Annotated in this window: 21 protein-coding genes; 12 read left to right on the top strand and 9 right to left on the bottom strand. The window is 72.3% G+C overall.

Features of this window, described 5'->3' with window-relative positions; all coding sequences use genetic code 11:
- Positions 1-17 precede the first annotated feature (17 nt).
- Complete coding sequence (locus QSK36_RS19980; protein ID WP_285783455.1) at positions 18-755, bottom strand: lysophospholipid acyltransferase family protein; 738 nt, start codon at positions 753-755, stop codon at positions 18-20.
- Between the two features lie 328 nt (positions 756-1,083).
- On the opposite strand from QSK36_RS19980, the gene QSK36_RS19975 reads away from it, so the two are divergent.
- Positions 1,084-2,133, top strand: coding sequence for a cellulose binding domain-containing protein (locus tag QSK36_RS19975; RefSeq protein ID WP_352240596.1), 1,050 nt, complete (start codon positions 1,084-1,086; stop codon positions 2,131-2,133).
- Between the two features lie 120 nt (positions 2,134-2,253).
- On the opposite strand, the gene QSK36_RS19970 is transcribed toward QSK36_RS19975, so the two are convergent.
- The 4 genes from QSK36_RS19970 to QSK36_RS19955 all read right to left on the bottom strand — a co-directional run bounded on the left by QSK36_RS19970 (position 2,254) and on the right by QSK36_RS19955 (position 7,980).
- Positions 2,254-4,863: a class III lanthionine synthetase LanKC N-terminal domain-containing protein gene (locus tag QSK36_RS19970; protein WP_285783454.1), complete on the bottom strand. Its 2,610-nt coding sequence runs from the start codon at positions 4,861-4,863 to the stop codon at positions 2,254-2,256.
- Between the two features lie 24 nt (positions 4,864-4,887).
- Positions 4,888-5,157, bottom strand: a complete 270-nt coding sequence (locus QSK36_RS19965; RefSeq protein WP_139574252.1) for a hypothetical protein — start codon at positions 5,155-5,157, stop codon at positions 4,888-4,890.
- A 304-nt stretch (positions 5,158-5,461) separates the two neighbouring features.
- Entirely contained in the window at positions 5,462-7,210 is a 1,749-nt protein-coding gene (locus QSK36_RS19960; RefSeq protein WP_285783453.1) for a thiamine pyrophosphate-binding protein, read from the bottom strand.
- Positions 7,207-7,980: a cyclase family protein gene (locus QSK36_RS19955; RefSeq protein WP_139574254.1), complete on the bottom strand. Its 774-nt coding sequence runs from the start codon at positions 7,978-7,980 to the stop codon at positions 7,207-7,209. The genes QSK36_RS19960 and QSK36_RS19955 overlap by 4 nt, the downstream gene beginning before the upstream one ends.
- A 135-nt stretch (positions 7,981-8,115) precedes the next feature.
- Here QSK36_RS19955 and QSK36_RS19950 point away from each other — a divergent pair, with 135 nt between their 5' ends.
- From QSK36_RS19950 to dhaL, 4 genes are all read left to right on the top strand, one after another.
- Entirely contained in the window at positions 8,116-9,651 is a 1,536-nt protein-coding gene (locus QSK36_RS19950) for a hypothetical protein (RefSeq protein ID WP_285783452.1), read from the top strand.
- Positions 9,652-9,754: 103 nt separating this feature from the next.
- Entirely contained in the window at positions 9,755-10,525 is a 771-nt protein-coding gene (locus QSK36_RS19945; protein ID WP_285783451.1) for an MIP/aquaporin family protein, read from the top strand.
- Positions 10,522-11,514 carry a dihydroxyacetone kinase subunit DhaK gene (gene dhaK, locus QSK36_RS19940; protein ID WP_183541283.1) on the top strand — a complete coding sequence of 331 codons (993 nt, stop codon included), beginning with the start codon at positions 10,522-10,524 and terminating at the stop codon, positions 11,512-11,514. Before QSK36_RS19945 ends, dhaK begins: the two co-directional genes overlap by 4 nt.
- Positions 11,515-11,542: 28 nt before the next feature.
- On the top strand, positions 11,543-12,169 hold the full coding sequence (gene dhaL / locus QSK36_RS19935) for a dihydroxyacetone kinase subunit DhaL (protein ID WP_183541280.1): 627 nt from the start codon (positions 11,543-11,545) through the stop codon (positions 12,167-12,169).
- Positions 12,170-12,207: 38 nt separating this feature from the next.
- Here dhaL and QSK36_RS19930 read toward each other — a convergent pair whose 3' ends face one another.
- A complete protein-coding gene (locus QSK36_RS19930) occupies positions 12,208-12,981 on the bottom strand; it encodes an IclR family transcriptional regulator (RefSeq protein WP_182897056.1) in 774 nt (257 codons plus the stop codon).
- A 36-nt stretch (positions 12,982-13,017) separates the two neighbouring features.
- Between QSK36_RS19930 and dhaM the strand changes: the two genes are divergently transcribed.
- Positions 13,018-13,392, top strand: a complete 375-nt coding sequence (dhaM, locus tag QSK36_RS19925) for a dihydroxyacetone kinase phosphoryl donor subunit DhaM (RefSeq protein WP_285783450.1) — start codon at positions 13,018-13,020, stop codon at positions 13,390-13,392.
- On the top strand, positions 13,376-13,696 hold the full coding sequence (locus tag QSK36_RS19920) for an HPr family phosphocarrier protein (RefSeq protein ID WP_285783449.1): 321 nt from the start codon (positions 13,376-13,378) through the stop codon (positions 13,694-13,696). Before dhaM ends, QSK36_RS19920 begins: the two co-directional genes overlap by 17 nt.
- Before the next feature lie 54 nt (positions 13,697-13,750).
- On the opposite strand, the gene QSK36_RS19915 is transcribed toward QSK36_RS19920, so the two are convergent.
- A complete protein-coding gene (locus tag QSK36_RS19915) occupies positions 13,751-16,567 on the bottom strand; it encodes an AfsR/SARP family transcriptional regulator (protein WP_285783448.1) in 2,817 nt (938 codons plus the stop codon).
- A 115-nt stretch (positions 16,568-16,682) separates the two neighbouring features.
- On the opposite strand from QSK36_RS19915, the gene QSK36_RS19910 reads away from it, so the two are divergent.
- Positions 16,683-17,135 carry a carboxymuconolactone decarboxylase family protein gene (locus QSK36_RS19910; RefSeq protein ID WP_182897057.1) on the top strand — a complete coding sequence of 151 codons (453 nt, stop codon included), beginning with the start codon at positions 16,683-16,685 and terminating at the stop codon, positions 17,133-17,135.
- Positions 17,136-17,176: 41 nt separating this feature from the next.
- Positions 17,177-17,467 (top strand): hypothetical protein, encoded by a 291-nt coding sequence (locus QSK36_RS19905; RefSeq protein WP_139574263.1) that lies wholly within the window; start codon positions 17,177-17,179, stop codon positions 17,465-17,467.
- An 87-nt stretch (positions 17,468-17,554) separates the two neighbouring features.
- On the opposite strand, the gene QSK36_RS19900 is transcribed toward QSK36_RS19905, so the two are convergent.
- Complete coding sequence (locus QSK36_RS19900) at positions 17,555-18,070, bottom strand: MarR family transcriptional regulator (protein WP_285783447.1); 516 nt, start codon at positions 18,068-18,070, stop codon at positions 17,555-17,557.
- 66 nt (positions 18,071-18,136) lie between these two features.
- Between QSK36_RS19900 and QSK36_RS19895 the strand changes: the two genes are divergently transcribed.
- The 3 genes from QSK36_RS19895 (at position 18,137) to QSK36_RS19885 (ending at position 19,957) form a co-directional block, all read left to right on the top strand.
- Positions 18,137-18,523 (top strand): HGxxPAAW family protein, encoded by a 387-nt coding sequence (locus tag QSK36_RS19895; protein ID WP_285783446.1) that lies wholly within the window; start codon positions 18,137-18,139, stop codon positions 18,521-18,523.
- A gap of 301 nt (positions 18,524-18,824) precedes the next feature.
- Positions 18,825-19,400: a hypothetical protein gene (locus QSK36_RS19890; RefSeq protein ID WP_285783445.1), complete on the top strand. Its 576-nt coding sequence runs from the start codon at positions 18,825-18,827 to the stop codon at positions 19,398-19,400.
- A 77-nt stretch (positions 19,401-19,477) separates the two neighbouring features.
- The gene (locus tag QSK36_RS19885) at positions 19,478-19,957 is read left to right on the top strand and encodes a cupin domain-containing protein (RefSeq protein WP_183541265.1); all 480 of its coding nucleotides are present in this window, start codon (positions 19,478-19,480) and stop codon (positions 19,955-19,957) included.
- 169 nt (positions 19,958-20,126) lie between these two features.
- Here the strand turns inward: QSK36_RS19885 and QSK36_RS19880 are convergent, their stop codons facing one another.
- Positions 20,127-20,606, bottom strand: a complete 480-nt coding sequence (locus QSK36_RS19880) for a YxiG-like protein (RefSeq protein ID WP_285783444.1) — start codon at positions 20,604-20,606, stop codon at positions 20,127-20,129.
- Between the last annotated feature and the right edge of the window lie 94 nt (positions 20,607-20,700).

Here is a 20,700-nt window from a genome sequence, read left to right as displayed (position 1 = left end):
GACAGACGTCCTGAGCCCTACTCGCGGCGGGGCCGGGAGGCGGCGTCCAGCGCGGCCGCCTCCTCCGGGGTGGGCGCGGTGCCGCCGAGGTGGGCGGGCTGCCACCACACGCCCCGCCGCTGGTCGGGGTAGGTCCGCTGGGCCTCGTCGAGCAGGTCCGCCATCCGCCGCCGGAGGTCGCCGGTCAGCGTCGCGATGTCGTCGTCCGGGCCCGGAAGCATCGGCTCGCCGACCAGGATCGTGATCGGGACATGCCGCTGCAGCAGCTTGCGCGGCCGGCCCTTGGTCCACAGCCGCTGGCCGCCCCACAGGGCGGCCGGGATCACGGGCACCCCGGCATCGACCGCCATCCGGATCGGGCCGCTCTTGATCTCCTTGACCGTGAACGACCTGCTGATCGTCGCCTCGGCGAAGTTGCCGATGATCTCACCGTCCTTGAGGGCCCGTACGGCGGCGTCGTAGGCTCCCGCCCCGGCCGACCGGTCCACCGGGATGTGGTGCATGCCGCGCATCAGCGGGCCCGACACGGGATGGGCGAAGACCTCCTTCTTCGCCATGAACCGGACCAGCCGCCCGGCGGGGTGGGCGGCGAAGCCGGCGAAGATGAAGTCGAGGTAGCTGACGTGGTTGCTCACCAGGACCGCGCCGCCGCTGCGGGGTATCCGCTCCGTGCCCTCCATGCGGAACCTCAGGTCGAGCAGTTTGAAGGCGGTCAGCGCGGTCCGCAGGACCGGCGGGTACACGATCTCAGCCATGCTGAAACCGTAACCTACCCGCCCGTAACTTCCGGCCGCCGTCCGCGGTTCAGGTCCCGCTCGCGGGACGACCCCCGGGGCCGGGGGGCGTGGTGCCTCGCCAAGGGTTCGCACGCCCGTCAGGACAGGGTGCGAGAAGTGCCTCTCTGACGCGTCGGACTGTCATGGTCGTCTCATCGATACTCTTCAGGAGTCAGTGTGCCCCCCACCATGGCGTCGGCATTTCGCAGACGCACCGCGCTCGCCGGCAGCGCTCTACTCACCGGAGCTCTTCTCACGATCCCGAGCCTGAACGGCTCGGCTTCCGCGGCTCCTACGTCGTCCCCAGCTGCCCGTACCGGCCGGCATCCAGTACCCGTACTGGCTGACCGACGACGCCATCAGCGCCTCCAGCTGGTCCTACACCAACGGGATCAGCTACTACAGCGCGCCCGCCATGCTGCACTCGCTGATCGACCGGGTGAGCAAGAACGGCAACATGTTGCTGAACATCTCCCCGATGATCGACGGGACCATCCCGCAGGGCCAGAAGGACGTGCTGAACGCCATCGGCACGTACCTCAAGCGCAACGGTGAGTCGATCTACTCCACGCGCGCCTGGACCACGTACGGGGAGGGCCCGACGAAGATGGGCGGCGGGTCGTTCACGACGCCGCGGGCCGGCACCGCCCAGGACATCCGCTACACCCGCAGCAAGGACAACACCGTGCTGTACGCGACGGTGCTTGGCTGGCCCGGCAACGGCGCGAGCCTCAACCTCGCCTCGCTGGCCAACGGGAAGGTCAACCTGTCGAACCTGAGCAGGGTCGAGATGATCGGCAACACCGCCGGCACCTACATCAACCTGCCCAACCGCAACCAGGACGGGAGCGGCCTGCACATCACGCTGCCCAACCAGCCCTACTCCGCTCTCGCCTACGTCGTGAAGCTCACCTTCAACGGCCAGATCGGTTCGGCCGGCACGCCGTCGCCCAGCGCGACGCCGTCGGTGTCCCCGTCTGCGTCCCCGTCGGTTTCGCCGTCGGCGTCTCCCTCGGCGTCTTCCTCGGCGTCTTCCTCGGCGTCTCCGTCGGTTCCGGTGACGGGTGCGTGTTCGGCGACGATCGAGACGGTCAACAGCTGGCCGGGCGGGTTCCAATCGAATGTGACGGTCCGTGCGGGCAGTTCGGCGGTCAACGGCTGGACGGTGAAGTGGACCTGGCCGGGTGATCAGACGATCAGCAGTCTGTGGAACGGCACGCAGACCGTGTCCGGCTCCTCGGTGACGGTCCGCAACGCCGACTACAACGGCTCCATCGCGGCGGGCGGGTCGACGACGTTCGGCTTCACCGGCAACGGCACCGCGGCCACGCCGACCGCCACCTGTACCAGCCCCTGACCTCTCGGATGAGGCGGAGGTGAGATCGGACCGGAGGCCCGCCGCGTGCGGGCCCCCGGCCGACGTCCGATCACTTCTCGCTGTCGAGCGTGGCCATGAGCGGGGCGGGTGCATCCAGGCTCAGCGCGCGAGTCGGGCGCAGCGCCGCACCCAATGCGGGGAGAGCAGCGAGTCGGCCGATCCGGCGGCGGCGAGGGCCAGTTGGACGGCCGGGCCCAGAAATCCCACCCACAGGTCGGGGGTGACGACCGACGGCCTGTCTGACGACCACACCGTTTCGCCGTCCTGGGAATGCCGCAGCAGCCGGAGCGTTCCGGTCAGGTGGGCGACGCGGCGGCGTGCCCGGTCGCGATGCCCGGGCAGGGCCTGCAGCATCCGCCACGTCTCCAGCACGCCCGACAGCCCGTGGCACATGGTCGGGTTGTCCAGGAACGGAGTGGCCTGGTCGAACGCGGCGACGGCCGCCTCCCGGACCTCGGCGTCCCGCGTGCGCGCGTGCAGCAGGCACCACAGGAAGCCCGCCACCCCGTGGCACCAGTGCTCCGCCACGCGGTGCTCACCGGCCGTCGTGGCGAGGATGGTGGACCCGTCCTCCGTCAGCCCGTGGGCGGCGATGCCGCGCAAAGCGTCGTCGGCGAACGCCGCCACGCTCGTACGGCCCGTGGACCTGCCCCAGGTCGCGAGGGCCGCCGCCACGCCGGCCGTGCCGTGGGCGGCACCGAGATACACCGGACCGGACGGATCCGGGCCGGACGGCCAGCCGGTCAGTCCGCCTGCCTGCCGGGCGGCTTCGACGATCCTGCCGACCTGTCGTCCGGCCAGCTCACGAGCCCATTCGGCGTCCAGGGCGGCGTCGATCAGGCAGCCCGCGAACACGATCCCCGCCGCTCCGGAGAACAGGTCGTAGCCGCAGGCCTGGCTCGCCGCCGCGTGCTCGAAGCGCCGTCGCGCGGCGACGACCAGGTCCGTCCGGCCCAGCCGTGCCCCTGCCAGGGCCAGCGCCACCGCCACACCTGCGTCGCCGGTGAAGAGCCCGTGCACGGGGGACGGCGGACGCTCGGCGAGCCATGTGGCCGCGTCCGCGACGTCGCCGGTGAACTGCCGGGTTCCCAGGGCGGTGTCCAGCGTCGCCAGCGCGACGACGACCCCGGCGGCGCCCGAGTGCAGGCCCTCACACTCGTATTCCGGGCAGTCGCCGGGCCGGCGGTGGGCGTCGCGACGGGACGCCATGAAGCGCCGGGCGGCCAGGCCGGCACTCATGGCGGCACGGCGTGCCCAGCGCAGGTCCGGTGAGCCGTACGCGCCGGGGCCGGCCGCGCGCTCGGCCCGCATGGCGGGCAAAGCCTCTCTCAGCCGTTCGGCGATCTGGTCCGCGGCCGGCCGCCGCGCGGGATCGGGGTGATGGCACGCACGCACGACTGCGGCGGCCGCCCGCTGCCCGTGCCACAGGAGCAGACCGATCTGACGGCCCGCGTTGCCCTGCTCCGGCAGGACACCGGGACAGTGCCCCAGGACGGCGTGGGCCAGGCAGGAGCCGAGGCCGTAGACGTCGTACGGCGGTGCCGCCGCCGCGTAGGGACCTTCCGGCGGCGTGTGCCCGTCGGTGCCGCACGGCACCGGGCGCTCCGTCCCGACCGGCGCCGCCAGTTCGAGATCGACGAGGCGCAGGCCGCGCGGCCCCACCCGCACGTTGGACAGTTTCAGGTCCCGGTGTACGACGCCCCTCGCGTGCAACCGGGCCACGGCCGCGGCGAGTGCCGGCATGAGATCGAGACGCTCCTGAGCGGGAAGCCGTTCCGGCCTGCCGCCTCCCTCGTCGGAGACGACGAGACAGCCGGCCGACGGGTCGTACGCAAGCGGTTCGGGGACGAGGCCCGAGCCACGCAGCCGGTCGAGCACCCGCCTCTCGTTCTCCAGCCTGGTCACCACGTCGTCGCCGAACTCGTCGCCCTCGACACCCCGTCGTCTGTGCCGGATGACCACGAGCCGCTGGTCGGCGGGCCGTACGCACAGGGCCACGAACCCGCGGGCGTCCGCCCCCAGCAGTTTCAGCGGAAGATAGGTGGCGCCGTCGATCTCGATCGGCCCGTCGGGGTCGGTGGTCACGGGCCGGTCGGCCGGCGGCACGGGAGGGATGGCCCAGTCCGGCTGGCGGCCCCGGGTGTCACGCGTGTCCGGATGCAGGCTTCCGTCGGGCGCGCGAAGCGCCGCACGGGGGACGCCGTCGGGGTCGACGATCACCTCCCCCGGCTCGAACTCGCCGTAGCGGATGAACAGGGCCTCGCTGATCGAGCCGACCGGCAGGTCGGACGGTACGGCGGGTGCCCGCGCGGGACGCCACATCGCGTCGAGGCGGTCGATCAGCGCGGCCAGCGCGTCATCGGACGCCGGGTACACCGTGACGATCTTCCCGACCTGCGCGCGGCCGGCGAGCCCGGCGTTGATCCGGAGGATCGACGACACGTCCTCCGGCAGCTTGAACGCCGCTCCAGCGCCGACCAGCGCGGGGAGCACGACGTCCAGCAGGTCCAGAGCGTCCGCCGCCGAGGCGGAGACGTGGAGCTTCCACCCCTGGCGCGGTAGCCGCTTCGGGGGCTCGCACGTCCGCCAGGAGACCGGGCCGTCCCGGTGGACCCGGGTCGACCAGTCCCCCGGCAGCCCGGCGGCGAACGCCTGGAGAGCCAGCGCGTACCGAGCGTGGAACCGCTCGGCGGGCGATGACCTGTCCATCGGCGACCTCTCGCCGCGCGTGTCCTAGTCAGGACAGCGACGGTAGGTGCAGCCGTATCCCGACCTGGTCTTGCTTCCGTCCGTGTCGTCGGTCGTCTCCTCCTGGAGATCCCGGGACAGGCCCTGCTCCGACAGGACCGCCATGGGGTCCGTCGCGAAGCGCGCCCGCAGCGCGTGGTCGCGCTCCAGTGAGACGCTGAGCCGCGACCAGAGGTCGCGCACCGAGGTCTCGTCGGCGATCGGCGCGGCCTGGCCGCCGCGCGTGACGAAGGTCTGCTCTGCGCTCGAAGACATTTCGGCGTACCTTTCTCTCGGCTCGGCCTGCCCTTCGTCGCCCCGGCTCAGCGGGGAGGTCTCGTGCGGACGGGCGCTCGCCACGCGCCTCACGCGGTCCGCGGGCAGCCGGATGTGCCGCCGGTCAGGGGCGAGGCCCTGCGCGGCTCGCGACCGATGTAACCCTGTCTCGGCCGCTTTGGGATTTGGTACCCCGAGGCGGCACCCGCACATGCGTCACTCTCGCCCGTTTGATGAAGAGTGACCACAGCCTTACCGAACACGAACCGGGCCGTCGTACCGCCGGACTCGAGTGCGACCGCGGTCAGTGGCCGCGGAAGGCCTCCTCCAGCCACCACGACGGCCGGTCGGCGGTGACCTTGGCGTGAACGAGCAGGGGTTTGTCGCGCGGCCCCTTCAGCCACTCGGCGACCCCCGACAGGTCCTCCTCCCGCCGTACGGTCACCGCCTCGAAGCCGAAGCCCCGCGCGATCCCCGCGATGTCGGCGGGCGGGAAGGTGACCGCGCCGAGCGGGAACCCGTGCGGGCCGAAATGGTGGACCTCCGCGCCGTACCCGTCGTCGTCGTAGACCACGACCACCATCGGCAGGCCGAGCCGTACGACCGTCTCCAGTTCGGCGACGCCCATCAGGGCCCCGCCGTCGCCGAGGGCGGCGACCGCGAGCCGGTCGGGCCGCGCGACGGCCGCGCCGATCGCGGTGGCCAGGCCGAGCCCGATCGACTGGTATGCCTGGGTGAAGCAGAACGCGCCGCCGTCCGGGACCGTGAGGAACATCGACGGATATCCCATGAAGTTCCCCGAGTCGACGGCCACCAGCCGCTCCTGCGGGAACAGGTCGTCGAGCCCGATGGTCAGCGTGCGGGGGTCGATGCGCCCTTCCGCGCTCAGGTCCTCGTAGGGCACGTCACGCCAGCGCCCCTCGCGGGCGATGCGCTCGGCGATCTCCGGAGCGCGGTAGCCGCGCGTCCCCGTGTCGCCCCCCGCCCCCGGTTCGCCGAGCAGGGCGGCGACCGCCCGCGCGGTCTCGCGTACGTCGCCGACCACGCCGAGGCCGATCTCGCGGTGCACGCCGAGCGCGTCGGGGTCGAGGTCCACCTGGACGACCCTGGTCTCCGGCCCGATCAGCGCACCGTGCCGGGTGGTCCACATGGTGAACGAGCAGCCCCAGCCGACGACGAGGTCGGCGCCGCGGATCAGCTCGGCCGCGAGCGGGGTGGCGAAGCCGCCGCTCACGTCGAGGTCCCATGGGCTGCCGTGGAAGTGGCCCTTGGCGACCGCCGAGGTGGCGAACAGCGCCCCCACCCGCTCGCCGAGGGCCTCCAGCTCCCGCCGCGCGCCGCGGGCTCCCCGGCCGGCCACGAAGACCGGCCGCTCCGCCTCCGCCAGCATCCGCGCGAACCGCGTCAGCTCGTCGGACGGCTCCGCCGTGAGCCCCTCCGGCTCCTCGTCGTCCCCGGACTCGATGGGGAACGTCAGCCCCCACGCCGCCGGCACGCGGCTCGCCACGTCGCGGTGCGCGCCGCCCCGGCCGGCCAGCAGTTCGCGTACGGCCTCGGCGGCCTCGTCGGGCAGCGTCTCGGCCTGCACGTCGAGGGGCAGGTTGAGCACCACCGTACGGCGCCCGAGCAGGGCGGCGAGGAAGGCCATCACGGTGTCGTCCACGACCGTGGCGGCCGACCCGACCCTGGCGCAGTGCGCGCCCACGGCCTCGGCGAGCGCGGTCTGGTCGATGCGGAAGTTGGAGGTGGGCGAGGTCACCTCCGGGGCGAGCACGAGCAGCGGGGTGCGGCTCTTGGCCGCCTCGGTGACGCCGGTCAGCGCGTTGGTCAGGCCGGGCCCCTGATGGACGGTGAGCACGGCGACCGTGCCGCTCATCCGGGCGTAGGCGTCGGCCATCGTGGCGGCCCCGCCCTCGTGCCGCGCCGCGACGTACCGCACGCCGTGCTCGACGAGGGCGTTGGTGACGTGGAAGTTGCCGCTGCCGACGACGCCGAAGGCCGCCCGTACGCCGAGGGCGGCGAGGGCCGCGCCGACGGCCTCCGCGACGTTCACCGCTCCACCAGCGCGAGCACGCGGACCGGGCTGCCCGAGCCGCCGACGATCGGCAGCGGGCCCGCGATCACCACCGCGCCGGTCGTCGGCAGCCGGTCGAGGTTGCGCAACTGGGTCAGGCCGTACTTCCCGGCACCCAGAAGGTAGGAGTGGCAGGGGAAGGCGGGGTCGAAGGAGTGGGCCGCGCCCGCGTCGGTGCCGACGGTCTCCGTCCCGATGCCCGTGATCGGCGTCTCCTCGGCGAGGTAGCGGGCGCAGGCGGGCGACATGCCCGGCGTGTGCGGCCCCGTCTCGTCGGCGTTCAGGAACTCCGCCTGGTCGTGGGCGCGCGCGTCCCAGCCGGTGCGGTACAGCAGCCAGCCGCCGTCGGGCAGCGGCCCGTGCTCGGCCTCCCACGCCTTGACGTGGTCGACCTCCAGCAGGAAGTCGGGGTCGGCGGCCGACTGTGCGCTGAAGTCGAGCACCACGGCGGGGGCGATCAGCTTGGCGGGAGCCACCTGCGACACGTCCTCGCCGTCGCGCCCGGTCACCCAGTGGACGGGCGCGTCGAAGTGCGTGCCGGTGTGCTCGCCCGTGGTGAAGTTGTTCCAGTACCAGGCCGGGCCGCGGTCGTCGTACCGGCTGATCTCCTGCATCGAGAACGGCACCGTCTGCCCGAACGGCTCGGGCAACAGCAGGATCGGCGTCGTGTCGCTCAGCGGCGCGGTGAGGTCGAGCACCTCGATCCCCCCGCCCCGGATGCCGTCCACCAGATCCCGCAACACCGACATCAACGCCTCCCCAACAGTCAGGCCCCTGTGATCCTCCTACACGCGCCCCCCGGAACGCCATATCGGACGCGGGTGAACCGTACGACGACGATGATCGTCCAAACCACGTAGGCGAAGCCAGACGGAGGAGACAAGGTGGCGGTGAGCTCTCGGGGCACTGGAACCGCCGCGGCTTGGCTCGGCCATCCCGTGACACTCGCCGCGATCGCCGTTCTCCTCGTCAACGACCACCTGCTCAAGCGCCTATGGCCGGGCGTGGTCACCGGCAAGCTGAGCGACGTCGCGGGGATGCTGGTCGCCCCGCCGCTGCTGGCGTTCGCCGCGACCCTCGCCGTACGGCGCACCGTCGCTCGCGCTGGTGGCGGCGCCTCGCGGAGCGCCGCAGTGGAGTGCGGGGAGGCGGACAGGCGGGCCGCCCTGACGGCGATCGCGCTGACCGGCGCGGTCTTCGCCCTCGTAAAGACCACGCCGCTCGGAGCGCGCGTGGCCGCCGACGCCTGGGCGTTGTTCACCCCCTCCGCCGGCGTCGTCGCGGACCCGACCGATTTGCTCGTCCTTCCCGCCCTCGGCCTCGCCTGGATCGTCCGGCGGCACGCCGTGCGGCCATCCTCCCGCCCCGGCCGTTCCGCACGCCGCGCCCGGCTGCTGGTCGCCCTGCCCGCGGCGGTTTTCGCGGTCACTGCAACCGCTGCGGCTCCGACCTTTCCGTCCGCCGTGCACGTGGAGGCGCACGACGCCGTGATCGTCGTGTACCTCGGCTACGGCCTGGACGGGCTTGCCACGAGCGACCAGGGCCGGTCGTGGCATCGCTGGACCAGCCCGCCGTCCGAGAGATCGTCGCGGACGACAGCCTGTGTGCCCGGCGAGCCGAGGCGCTGTTACCGAGTGGCCCCGCCTCTGCTCAAGGTCGAGCAGTCCGACGACGGAGGGCGCACCTGGGCGACGGCCTGGGAGGTCTCACCGGGCCGGCAGCACTACCTGTACCGGAGCCGATACGAGAGCAGCCCTCTTCGCTCCGACACCGCGGCGTCCACGGCCGTGGCGGTCCTGCCGGCGCCCCGGGGACACCTCGTCGCCGTGGCGAACGGCCGCGACGGCGTGGCGCTGCGCGACGTCAGCGGACGATGGCACCGGCTCGGCTTCCGGGGATACGACGACCTGTCCGAGCAGTCGGCCGCACCCCTCTTCAACGCGGGCGAGCGCATCGAGGCGGAGACGGGGACGGCCTACCTCACCGCGCTGACCGTGCTGCTGGCCGCGCTGGCGTTCGCCGGGTGCCTGCGGAGGTCGCCGCTCGGCTTCTCGGCCGCCGGGTTCCTCACCTGGGTGGGCCTCTACATGACGGTGAAGGGCCCGCCGGGCATCTACGGGCTGCCGTTCACGGTCCTGGGCGCGCTCCTCGTGGTGGGCGGGTGCGTCGCACTGGCCGCCATCGCCGCATACTCCCGTATGCGGGGACTGAGCTCGATCGTCGCGGCGCCGCTGACCTTCGCCGCGATCTACCTGCCGTTCCGGGGCTGGAGCGCCGGGCGCCCCGACGACTACGGCACCGCCGTGCTGCTGGCGGTCGTGCTGTGCTGTCCGGCCGTCGCCCTCGGCGCGCATCTCGCGATCCGGGCCCGAGGCGGCTACCGCCGGGTCGCCCGGGCGCTGCGCTCCCTCACCCGCTGACCCTTCACAGCCCTGCGGCCCTTGACGTGGGTGGCCTCCAGATTTAACTTCTATGAAACCGCGTTCGACATTATCGAACGATGTTCAAACTCTGGACGGTCTCATGAACGACTCACCCCCCTCCACGTTCCAGAAACTCCTGTCAGAACTGCTCGGCACCGCCTTCCTCGTGTACGTCGGCGCCGGCTCCGCCGCGGCCACCGGGGTCATCGCCACCGGCTCCCACGCACCCTTCTCCATGGCCCAGCTCGGAATGATCAGCTTCGCGTTCATGCTGGTCATCGTGGGCACCGTGTACGCCATCGGGCACATCTCCGGCGCCCACATCAACCCGGCGGTCACGGTCGCCCTCGCCGCGACCGGCCGCTTCCCCTGGCGTGAGGTGCCGGGCTACATCGTGGCGCAGGTCGCCGGGGCGGTCGCCGGCGCACTCGGGATCTTCGCGACGCTCGGCGCGGACGCGGCCGGGGCCGCCGGCGGCGGCGTGACCGCGTACGCCGCCGAGGTCGGCTTCGCCCGCGGCACGCTGATCGAGGCGATCGGCACGTTCATCCTGGTCTTCGTCGTCTTCGGCGTGCTCGACCGGCGGGCCGCCGCCGGATGGGCGCCTATGGCGATCGGCTCGATCGTCTTCGCGGTCATCGTCATCGTGGGCCCGGTGACCGGGGCCGCGATCAATCCGGCCCGCTACGCGGGCCCGTTCCTCGTGAACGCCGCCTGGGGCGGCGCGGTGAGCTGGGACCAGCTGCCGGCCTACTTCATCGGGGAGTTCGCGGGCGGGCTGCTCGGGGCACTCGCCTACACGGCGCTTGCGGCCTCGCGAGGAAGGACGAAGCTGGAGAGCACGACCACGGCAGTAGGGACCGCATCATGAAGAAGCTCATCAACAGTGTCGATTCCGTCGTCACCGACGCGCTGCGCGGCATCGCCGCGGCGCACCCCTCGCTCCGCGTCGACCTCGAGAACAAGGTCGTCTTCCGCGCCGGCGCCCCCCGGCCGGGCAAGGTCGGCCTGGTCTCCGGCGGCGGTTCAGGACACGAGCCGCTGCACGGCGGGTTCGTCGGCTACGGCATGCTCGACGCGGCCTGTCCAGGAGAGGTCTTCACCTCCCCCGTCCCCGACCAGCTCATCGAGGCGACCAAGGGCGTGGACGGCGGCGCGGGCGTGCTGCACATCGTGAAGAACTACACGGGCGACGTGCTGAACTTCCAGATGGCCGCCGAACTCAGCGGCGACGAGGGCGTCGAGGTGGCGACCGTGCTCGTCAACGACGACGTGGCGGTGCAGGACTCCCTGTTCACCGCGGGCCGCCGGGGCACCGGGGCCACGCTGTTCGTCGAGAAGATCGCCGGCGCGCTGGCCGAGACCGGAGCGCCCCTGGCCGAGGTGGCGCGGGTCGCCCGGGAGGTCAACGAGCGCAGCCGCTCGTTCGGGGTGGCGCTGACGCCCTGCACGGTCCCGGCCGCGGGCAAGCCCACCTTCGAGCTGGGCGACACGGAGATCGAGCTCGGCATCGGCATCCACGGCGAGCCGGGGCGGACCCGGGCCCCGATGCGCGAGGCCCGCGAGATCGTCCGCACCGCCATGGACGCGATCGACGCCGACCTGCCGCTGTCCGGCGAGACGCTCGTCATGGTCAACGGCATGGGCGGGACACCGCTCATCGAGCTGTACATCGTCTTCGCCGAGGTGGAGGCGTACCTGCGGGAGAAGGGCGCGACGGCCGTGCGCAGCCTGGTCGGCAACTACGTGACCAGCCTCGACATGCAAGGCTTCTCGGTGACGACGTGCTCGCTGACCGGCGAGCTCACCCGGCTCTGGGACGCGCCGGTGGAGACACCCGCGCTGCGCTGGGGCCGCTGACCGCCATCCGAACCTCTGGAGTCCCCTCGTGAACACCCAGTTCTTCGCCGCCTGGATCGAGGAGATCGCCGCCGCCGTGCGGGCGCAGCGCGACCACCTCACCCAACTGGACGCCGCGATCGGCGACGCCGACCACGGCGCCAACCTCGACCGCGGGTTCACCGCCGCGCAGGAGGCGCTGGCCGGCGCCTCCCCGCAGACCCCGGGCGCGCTCCTCGTCCTCGTCGGCTCCACGCTCATCCGCAAGGTCGGCGGCGCCTCGGGCCCCCTGTACGGCACCGCCTTCCGCGAGATGGGCAAGGCGTTCGGCGAGGCCGCCGAGATCTCGCCGGCCGAGCTGAGCACGGGCCTGAACGCGGCCCTGTCCGGCGTCCAGCGCCTCGGCGCCGCCGCGGAGGGCGACAAGACCATGGTCGACGCCCTCGCCCCGGCCGCGCAGGCGCTGGCCCAGGCCGTACGGGACGGGCTGAAGCCAGAGGAGGCGCTGGAGGCAGCGGCCGTCGCGGCCGAGCAGGGCGCCAGGGCGACGGTCCCGTTGCAGGCACGCAAGGGGCGGGCCAGCTACCTGGGCCCGCGCAGCGTCGGGCACGAGGATCCCGGCGCCGCCTCGACGGCTCTGCTGTTCGGCGCGCTGAAGGCGGCCGCCTCCCGATGACCGCGAGCCGCGGCCGGACCGCGCGGAGCCGGGACCGGTCAGGCGGCCGGGCCGCCGGGCACGGCGGAGCGGGGCGCGCCGAGGTCGCGCGAGAGCGCCCGCGCGGTCTCGCGCACGGCCAGCGCGATGTCCTCGCGCCGTGCCGGGTCCAGCACCCGCTCGACCGGCCCGACCACGGCGACGGCGCCGGCCACCGAGCCGTCCCGGGAGAATACGGGCGCGGCGACGCCCGCGTCCCCCAGCGCCGCCTCCTGGTCCTCGACCGCGTACCCCCGGCGGCGCACCTCCGCGAGCGCCCGTTCCAGGTCGTCGCGGCCGGTCCTGGTGAGCCCGGTCAGCGGGGCGAGGTCGTCCGACAGCAGCTCGTCCCCGCGCGGGTCGTGGGCGGCGATGGCGTGGCCGAGCGCGCAGGCGTGCCATGGGATCGCCGCGCCCACCTCCAGGATCTGCACGACGTCGTCGGGCCGGAACACGTGATGGAGCACGATCACCCGGCTCCCCGACAACGTGCCGATCCAGACGGCCTCGTTGACGCGCTGGGCCAGGGAGTCGGCCCACAGCAGGCTCCTGGCCCGCAGTTCCGACCCCTCCAGATAGGCGTTTCCGAGTTGCAGCACGGCGGGCCCGAGCGCGTACTTCCCGGTGTCGGGGTCCTGCACGACCAGCTCGCAGGCGGCGAGCGTGCGCAGCAGCCCGTGCACGGTCGGCTTGGCCAGGCCGACCCGCTCGGCGATCTCGGTGACCCCGAGCCGGGGGGTGCCTGACCCGAGGACCTTCAGGATGAGCGCGGCGCGCTCCACCGACTGGATCACTTTTCGATTATGCCGAACGATCTTCAGGAATAACGAATGGTTGGCATCGTACTCATTTCACACAGCAGCGGCCTGGCCACGGAGGTGGCCGCGCTGGCCAGGCAGATCGGCGGCGCGCAGGTGCCGCTGGCGGCGGCGGGAGGCACCGAGGACGGCGGTCTCGGCACCAGCCCCGACCGGGTGACCGCCGCCATCGAGGAGGTGGACCGGGGGGACGGCGTCGTGCTGATCCCCGACCTCGGCAGCTCGGTGCTCACCGCCAGGCTGCTGCAGACCCCGGGTGACGTCGTGATCGCCGACGTGCCGTTCGTGGAGGGCGCCATCTCCGCGGTCGTCGCGGCGGGCGGTGGGGCCTCGCTGGACGGCGTGCTGGCGGCGGCCGAGGAGGCGTGGCATGTCCGTAAGCTCTGAGCCCACGGCAACCCCCGGGCCCACGGCAAACTCTGAGCCCGCGGCCCCCGAGGCCGGCGCGGGCGAGCGCGCGATCGTCCTGACCGAGGACCTGCACGCCCGCCCCGCGAGCGCGCTCGCCCAGACCGCCGCCGCCTTCACCTCGGCCGTCACCCTCTCGTACGGCTCCCGCTCGGTCGACGTGCGCAGCGTGCTGTCGCTGATGGGCCTGGGCGCCACGAACGGGCAGACCGTGACACTCCGCGCCACCGGCGACGACGCCGCCGAGGCGCTGACGGCTCTCAGCGCGGTGCTCGGCGGCTGACGGACGCGCGGGAGTCCGGGCACGTGCGGCCGGAGCCGTCCTGCGGCGGAGCGGTCACGACCCCACGGGCGCGGGGCGGTCCTGCCTTTCGGACTTTCCGGCGCTCTCCAGGAAGTCGCGGACCTTCTCGGCCTCCGGAACACCGAGCTCGCCGTAGAGGCCGAGAGCCAGCCGCCCATGCTCACACGCCTGCTCCGCGTGCCCGAGCGCGAGGTGGGCGCGCGCCAGCCCGTCGTGGGCACGCGCCTGCTCCGGCCGGTTGCGCGCGAGGTCGGCGAGCGCGAGCGCGGCCGTGTGCTCCTCGACCGCCCGAGCCGGGTCGCCCGCCGCCTCGGCCAGCCCGTTGAGCGCGGCCGCCTCGTCGGCGGTGTTGCCGAGGGTGCGGTAGACCACCGCGGCCTGCTCGTGGCGGATGCGCGCCTGGGCGAGCTCGCCCTGGCGCCGGAGGACGACGCCGAGGTGGTCGAGGATCGCCGCCTCTCCCGCCGGGTCGCCCACCTTGCGGTGGAGTGCCAGCGCCAGGTCGAGATGGCGCCGGGCCTCCTCAGGGCGGCCGGCCCGGTCGAGGAGGAGGGCGAGGATGCCGAGCACGTTGGCCTCGCCCCAGGTGTCGGCGCCGATGCGGGTGAGGTCGAGCGCCTGCTTGAGGTAGTGCTCCGCCTGGGTGTCCCGGCCGCGGCGCAGAGCCACGTTCCCCAGGGTGAGCAGTGCCCGGGCCCGTTCGCCGGCCTCCTCGCACGCGTCGAGGGCCTGGTGGGCATGCTCCTCCGCCCGCTCGTACTCGCCGAGCCGCCAGTAGGTCCGCGCGAGGTCGGTGAGCGCTCGCGCCTGGACCTCGGGATCGCCGAGCGCGCGGCTGCGCCGCAGCGCCAGGGTGTGCAGCGTGAGCGCGTCGTCGTGATGCGCGTGCCGGTCGAGGTAGGGGCGCGTCGCCAGGGCCAGCATGCCCAGGCAGATCTCGGGTCCGTGGACGGCGGTCGCGATGATGTTGGAGCGTTCGGCGTCGAGCCAGGCGATGGCCTCCGCGGCGTCGCGGATGGGCGCGATCGGGGTGGCCGGCTGGGGGATGCCCTCCCGCTGGCCGACCGTGTACGGGAAGAGCCGGTCCATCGCGGCGCGGGAGCGGTGCAGGTAGTAGGTGAGCAGCCGCATGACGGCGCCGTCGTCCTCGGCGAGCGAGCGGGCGTGCTCGCGGAGCAGGTCGTGGAAGGTGTAGCGGCCAGGTTCGAGTTGCAGGAGCATGTGGGCGTCGAGGAGGCCTTCGAGCAGCTCCTCGGCTTCGTCCGCGCAGATCCCGGCCAGCGCGGCCGCGCCGCAGACGTCGATGTCGCGCCCCGGCACCAGCCCGAGCAGGCGGAACATGCGCTGCTCGTCCTCGTGGAGTTGCTCGTAGGAGAGGGCGAAGGCCGCCGACACCCCGTCCAGGAGCCGGCGATGGTCCCGCAGCCGCCCGGCCAGATAGGACACGGTCCAGCGCAGGCGATGCTGGAGGCGGGCGGCGGAGATGCGGATGGCGAGCGGGAGGTGCCCGCACAGCCGCAGCACCTCGCGTACGGCGTCCGGCTCCTGGTGAGCGCGTTCGCCCACGATCCGCTCGAACAGCTCGGCGGCGTCCGCCTCCCCCAGCACGTCGACCGACAACGCCTGGGCGCCGTCCAGGTCGACGAGCCGCCGCCTGCTGGTGATCAGGACGAGGGTGCCGGAGCGTCCCGGCAGCAGGGGGCGCACGTGCTCGGCGTCGAGAGCGTTGTCCAGCACGGCGAGCACCCGGCGATCGGCCAGCTCGGCGCGCCAGAGGGCGCTCCGCTCGGCCGGGGTGACCGGGATGCGGTCGGCGGGCACCCCGAGCTGGCGGAGGAGTGTCTCCAGCGCCGCGGCGGCGTCGATCGGCTCCCGGCCCGCCGTGTGGGCCTGCAGGTCGATGAAGAGCCGGCCGTCCGGATAGCGGGCGGCCAGCCGGTGGGCCACGTGGACGGCGAGAGCGGTCTTGCCGATCCCGGCCATACCGTCGATCGTGACGACCGCCGGCCCGTCGTGCCTGTGGTGATGCCCGTCCGCGAGCCGCCCCAGTTCGGCGGTCCGTCCGGAGAAATCGGGGATGTCGTAGGGCAGGAAGGTGGAGCGGGACGGCTGGGCGGGAGCCACCGGTGCCGGGTCGGCCTGGCGTAGGGCCGGATCGTCCGCCAGGACCGCCCGCTCCAGTTCGGTGAAGGCGTGTCCGGGGTCAAGGCCCTGTTCGTCCGCGAGAGCCGTACGGTAGGCGCGCGCGGCGGCCAGGGCGTCGGGCTGCCGCCCCGCGCGGTGCAGGGCCAGGACGAGATGGCCGTTGAGCTTCTCGCGCAGCGGGTTGGCGGCCACCTGGGCGGCGAGCTCGTCGAGCAGATCGCCGTGTCGCCCCGCGGCGAGCTCGCCCTCCACCAGGCGCTCGTACGCCGACAGCCGCCGGTCGTTCCAGAGCTCCCGGACGCCGGTGACGTAATGCGCGTGCACGTCCTCCAGCGCATCGCCGCTCCACAGGTCCAGGGCCTTGCGCAGCTCGCCGGCGGCCACGAGCTCGGTGAACTCCTGCGCGTCGACCTGTCCGGGCTCCGGCCGCGCGACGTAGCCGCCGGCACGCGTCTCCAGGAGCCCTGCGGCTCCCGCACCGCGCAGGACCTTGCGGATCGCGGTGATCGAGGCGTGGATCTGCGAGCGGGCGGTGTCGGGCCGGTCGTAGCCCCACATCGAGTCGATCAGCCGCTCGATGCCGATCACCCGGCCGGAGTTGAGCAGCAGGTAGGCCAGGACAGCCCGATGACGTGGGGCGATTCCTGGCAGGGGCGCACCGTCGACGACCATCTGGACGGGACCGAGAAGGGTGAAGCGCAGCATCGTCCCCCCATCACGATCACATCGTGCGCGCATAGCGAATGTATCAATCCGGGCCGCCACTCTGATCTCACACGAACCGAGACGGATCTCACAGAACCGATACGGAGGGAACACGATGGAAGCCCGGATGAAGAACCCCGCCACGATCATCCCCGCGGCGATGAAGCCGATCATGGAGCTGATGAAGGCCGCCCAGTCGCAAGGTCTTCCCCAGGAGCTCATGGAGATGATCCACCTGCGGGTCAGCCAGATCAACGGGTGCAGCTACTGTGTCGACGCCGGTCTGAAGAACCTGCGCAAGCTCGGCGAGAGCGACGAGCGCATCGGCCTGGTCTCCGCCTGGCGCGAGACCCCCTACTACACCGACGCCGAGCGCGCCGCACTGGAGCTGGCGGAGGCATCGACCCGGCTGGCCGACCGCGCCGACGCCGTCTCCGACGAGGTCTGGGACAACGCCGCCGACCACTTCGACGAGAAGCAGCTGGCCTCGATCCTGCTGATGACCGCCGTCACCAACCTCTTCAACCGCCTGAACGCCCCGGTCCGGCAGATCGCTGGCAGCTGGTGAGTCCCCTCCCCCGACCCCCACGCACAGAAGGAGACACCGACATGTCCGCCGTACGCTCGCACCGCTACTCCGTCCCCGAGGCCGACCTGGAGGAGTTCCTGGCCCGCAGGAGCTCGCTGATCGCGACCATCAGGGAGGGGCACCCCGGCCTCACCCGCACCGTGCTGGTCCAGCTCGAGGATGGCACCTACACCGACACCTGGCACTGGGAGAGCGGCGAGCAGATGGGCGCCGCGCTCGCCGCCCTGCCCACCTTCCCGGAGGCGCCGCTGACCATGGCCCTGACCAAGGACGCCACCGCTCTGAACGGCCGGGTCGTCGACGAGCACTGACGCGGGCAGGGCGCGGGCAGGGCGCGGGCAGGGCGCGGGCAGGGCGCGGGCAGGGCGCGGGCAGGGCGCGGGCAGGGCGCGGCGGCCTCAACGGCTCCGTGTGCGCCGCGCGCGGGGCATGGCGGCGAGCTGGTCGCGCCGGATCTCCTCCAGGTAGGTCCGCATCAGGTCGCCCGCACGGGTGAACCAGTCGGACAGCACGGCGATCTCCGCGGGCGTGTAGTCGGCGAACAGCTCGTTCAACCGCCGGTAGAAGGGTTCGTAGACGGCCGCGGCGGTGGCGGCCGCGGCCGGATCGGCGACGACGCGCACGCGGCGGCGGTCCTCGGGGTCCGGCTGCCGGTGCGCGTACCCGGCCTTCTCCAGCCGGTTCAGCACGCCGGTCACCGCACCCGTGGTCAGGCCGGCCTGCTCGGCGAGCGCGCCCGCGCTGATCGGGTCGTCCCCCGCCGCCAGGATGAAACCGAGGCAGGTGACGTCGGTGACGTTCAGTCCGAGCCGCTGGGCGATGTCGTGCTGCCCGACCAGGCTGAGCGCGATCAGCTGATCCATGCCGGCGAGAGCCTGCTCGGGCGTCGCCTCCGGGCGCGGCTTGCCGTCCATCCTCAATCTCCTTAGAATCTAAGATGTTTAGTTCGTGAGATAATTATCTCACCACTGAGGAGAATCATGAGCGGCATGCACGACGACGTCGATCTCGGGCACACGGTCGCGGGCTGGACCGGCTGCGTCGTCGTGCTGTGCGGCTGCACGACGGTGGGCGTGGCGATGTGCGCCACCTCGTCCCTCGGCGTCTGGCTCGGCATCGGCGTCATCGTCCTGAGTGGTCTGGCCACCTGGGCCCTGCACCTGACGGGCTGGGGCAAGCCCAGCGGCCCCCGCCCCCCGGAGCAGTGGGACTGGCGGGTGAAGGACCCGATGACGGGCCACGGCGACTGCCTCGCCTGCCGTCTCGGGGGCCGCCGAAACGAACCTCGCACTGGAGGCGCTCCACGCGTCGATGCCGTCCGCGAAGAACCCGCCCTCTCCGACATGTCGGCACTCGCCAGCCGCTGAGCTCCGCCCTGCCCTAGCATCGTGCGGTGCTCGACCGGATGATCGATCAACGGTGCGACGACCTCTACCGTGCCGCGGAGACTCAGGACGCCCCCGGTTTCCTGGCGACCCTACAGGACCTGTGGGAGAGGACAGAGGACTCGGACCCGGCCACCGCGGACGCCGTCCTCGTCCGCCTGTGCGGCCTGTTCGACCGGCTGACTCCGGGACTCGGCGCGGCTCGCCGTCACGGACGGCTCCCACTCCATGACCGCCCTCCCGGCGCGTGTGCGGCGGGAGTCCGGGGGTATCGAGTCTCCTCATGCGTGCCCTCACCCGCCTGATCCTGCCGATGGCCGTGGTTTCCGCCATGACCTCGGGCTGCGGGGCTTTCGACCCACGCCTGATCGTCAACGGGGGCTCCGGCACAGACGGGCCCGACGGGGAGGTCATGCTGCACGACACGGTCGCCCGCCGCCCCTACTCCCTGGGCGGCTGGGACATGTGCCTGGACCGGCCCGGTTCTGTCACGATCACCAGGGTCGAGCTGATCAAGCCGTACAACGACATCGTGTTGCAGGCGTTCTCGTCCCGGCCGCACACGGGCCCCATGCTCGGCAACGCCGAGAAGCCGCTGACCGAGCTCGGCTTCCCCGCCCGCAGTCCCGCGGTCACCGTTGTCTGCGAGGAGAACCCCCTCCACACCGAGCTCGCCCTGCAGTACGCGAAGACCGGCGACGCCACCGCAGGAGCCGACGGTGTACGCATCACTTACACCTCGGCGGGCCGTCAGCGTACTGTCGACTTCAGTCTGCGAGTGCTGCTGTGCGCACCCGGCGACACCGAGCGATGCAGGGAGGCGTACGAAGGACTCAGCACCACGAGCGACGACGATTGACCTTCATCAGCTCGTGTCGGTCGAACGGCTCGGTCCACGACCCGACGAGCGACTCGAATCCGAGGAGAGGACGACCATTGACGTATCCACCGCCGGCCTATCACGGTGACACGGGCGAGCCGACGGCGTCGTACCGGCGCCCGGACGCCACGCCCGAGCTCGACTACCCGAGCGGAACCACGGTGCACTACCTGGCGACCGGTGCGACGACCAATGGGCAGTTCGGGCTCTACCGCTGGGACATGGGACCGAAGCCCAGCGGCCCGGCGGCGCATTTCCACCGGTCGATCTCCGAGTCGTTCTACATCCTCTCCGGCACCGTGCGGATCTACGACGGGCGGCGCTGGATCGACACCGGCCCCGGTGACTTCGTGCACGTCCCGGAGGGTGGCGTACACGCGTTCCGGAACGAGTCGGGAGAGCCGGCGTCGATGCTGCTGCACTTCGCTCCCGGCGCGCCACGAGAGGGCTACTTCGAGGGGCTGCTCACGCTCGCGGACATGAGCGAAGAGGAGAAGGCGGAGTTCTACCTCCGCCATGACACCTTCTGGCTCTGAGAACCCGGGCTGACACGACGTCGTCGGCGCGACCGCGGCGGTGGCCGCCGCCGCGGTCCGTTCGAGAGTCCCGGCCAGGCGATCAATGACCTGGCGCAGCGTCGGCTCTGGATAAAACTTCCCGGCCGACACGGGATGTCGCCGCCCTGCCTGAGCCGTCCAGCCCGCGTCAGTCTCCGGTCACTGTGAAAGGCGTGTAGCCGATCGGAAGCTCGGTCACCTGGAGATCGGAGAACACGAGTGTGATGTCGTGGCCGTTGGTCTCGAAGCGGACTTCGTGGAAATCGATGCCAAGGGCTTCCGACCACTTACGGGCTTGCTGCGAGTCGGGCACGATCGTCCCGCCGGGATAGAGGCACTGCCACTTCACGCCCCAGACGTATCCGTCCTGGTCGATGGTGCCCGGGTCGCCCAGTAACCGATCGCCGAGGGATTCCCGCCAGACATCCCTGCGCACGGAGGTGCATGTGCGAACCTCGACGCAGTAGCGGAAGAGATATCGGAGGTAGATGGGCGCGACTCCGGCCACGGGATCGGCCGTGAGGTAGAGGATCATCTCGTAGTCGCGCATGTAGTCCGTGTACGCGTGATAGACCAGCGCCTGATCGAACACGGTGTCCAGCGCCTGTTGAAGGGTCGAGACGTCCACCCGTGATCCTGTCTCCTCCTCGCGCGACGTGGGCGTGATCAGGCGTCGGTCCGATCAGCGGCTTGAGTTCCGGCGCCGCCAGGGCCATGGCGTC

It is taken from the genome of Microbispora sp. NBRC 16548 (assembly GCF_030268985.1).
Taxonomy (GTDB): Bacteria; Actinomycetota; Actinomycetes; order Streptosporangiales; family Streptosporangiaceae; genus Microbispora; species Microbispora catharanthi.
The sequence above is the reverse complement of the archived record's forward strand: the minus strand, read 5'-3'. Positions and strand labels throughout refer to the sequence as shown.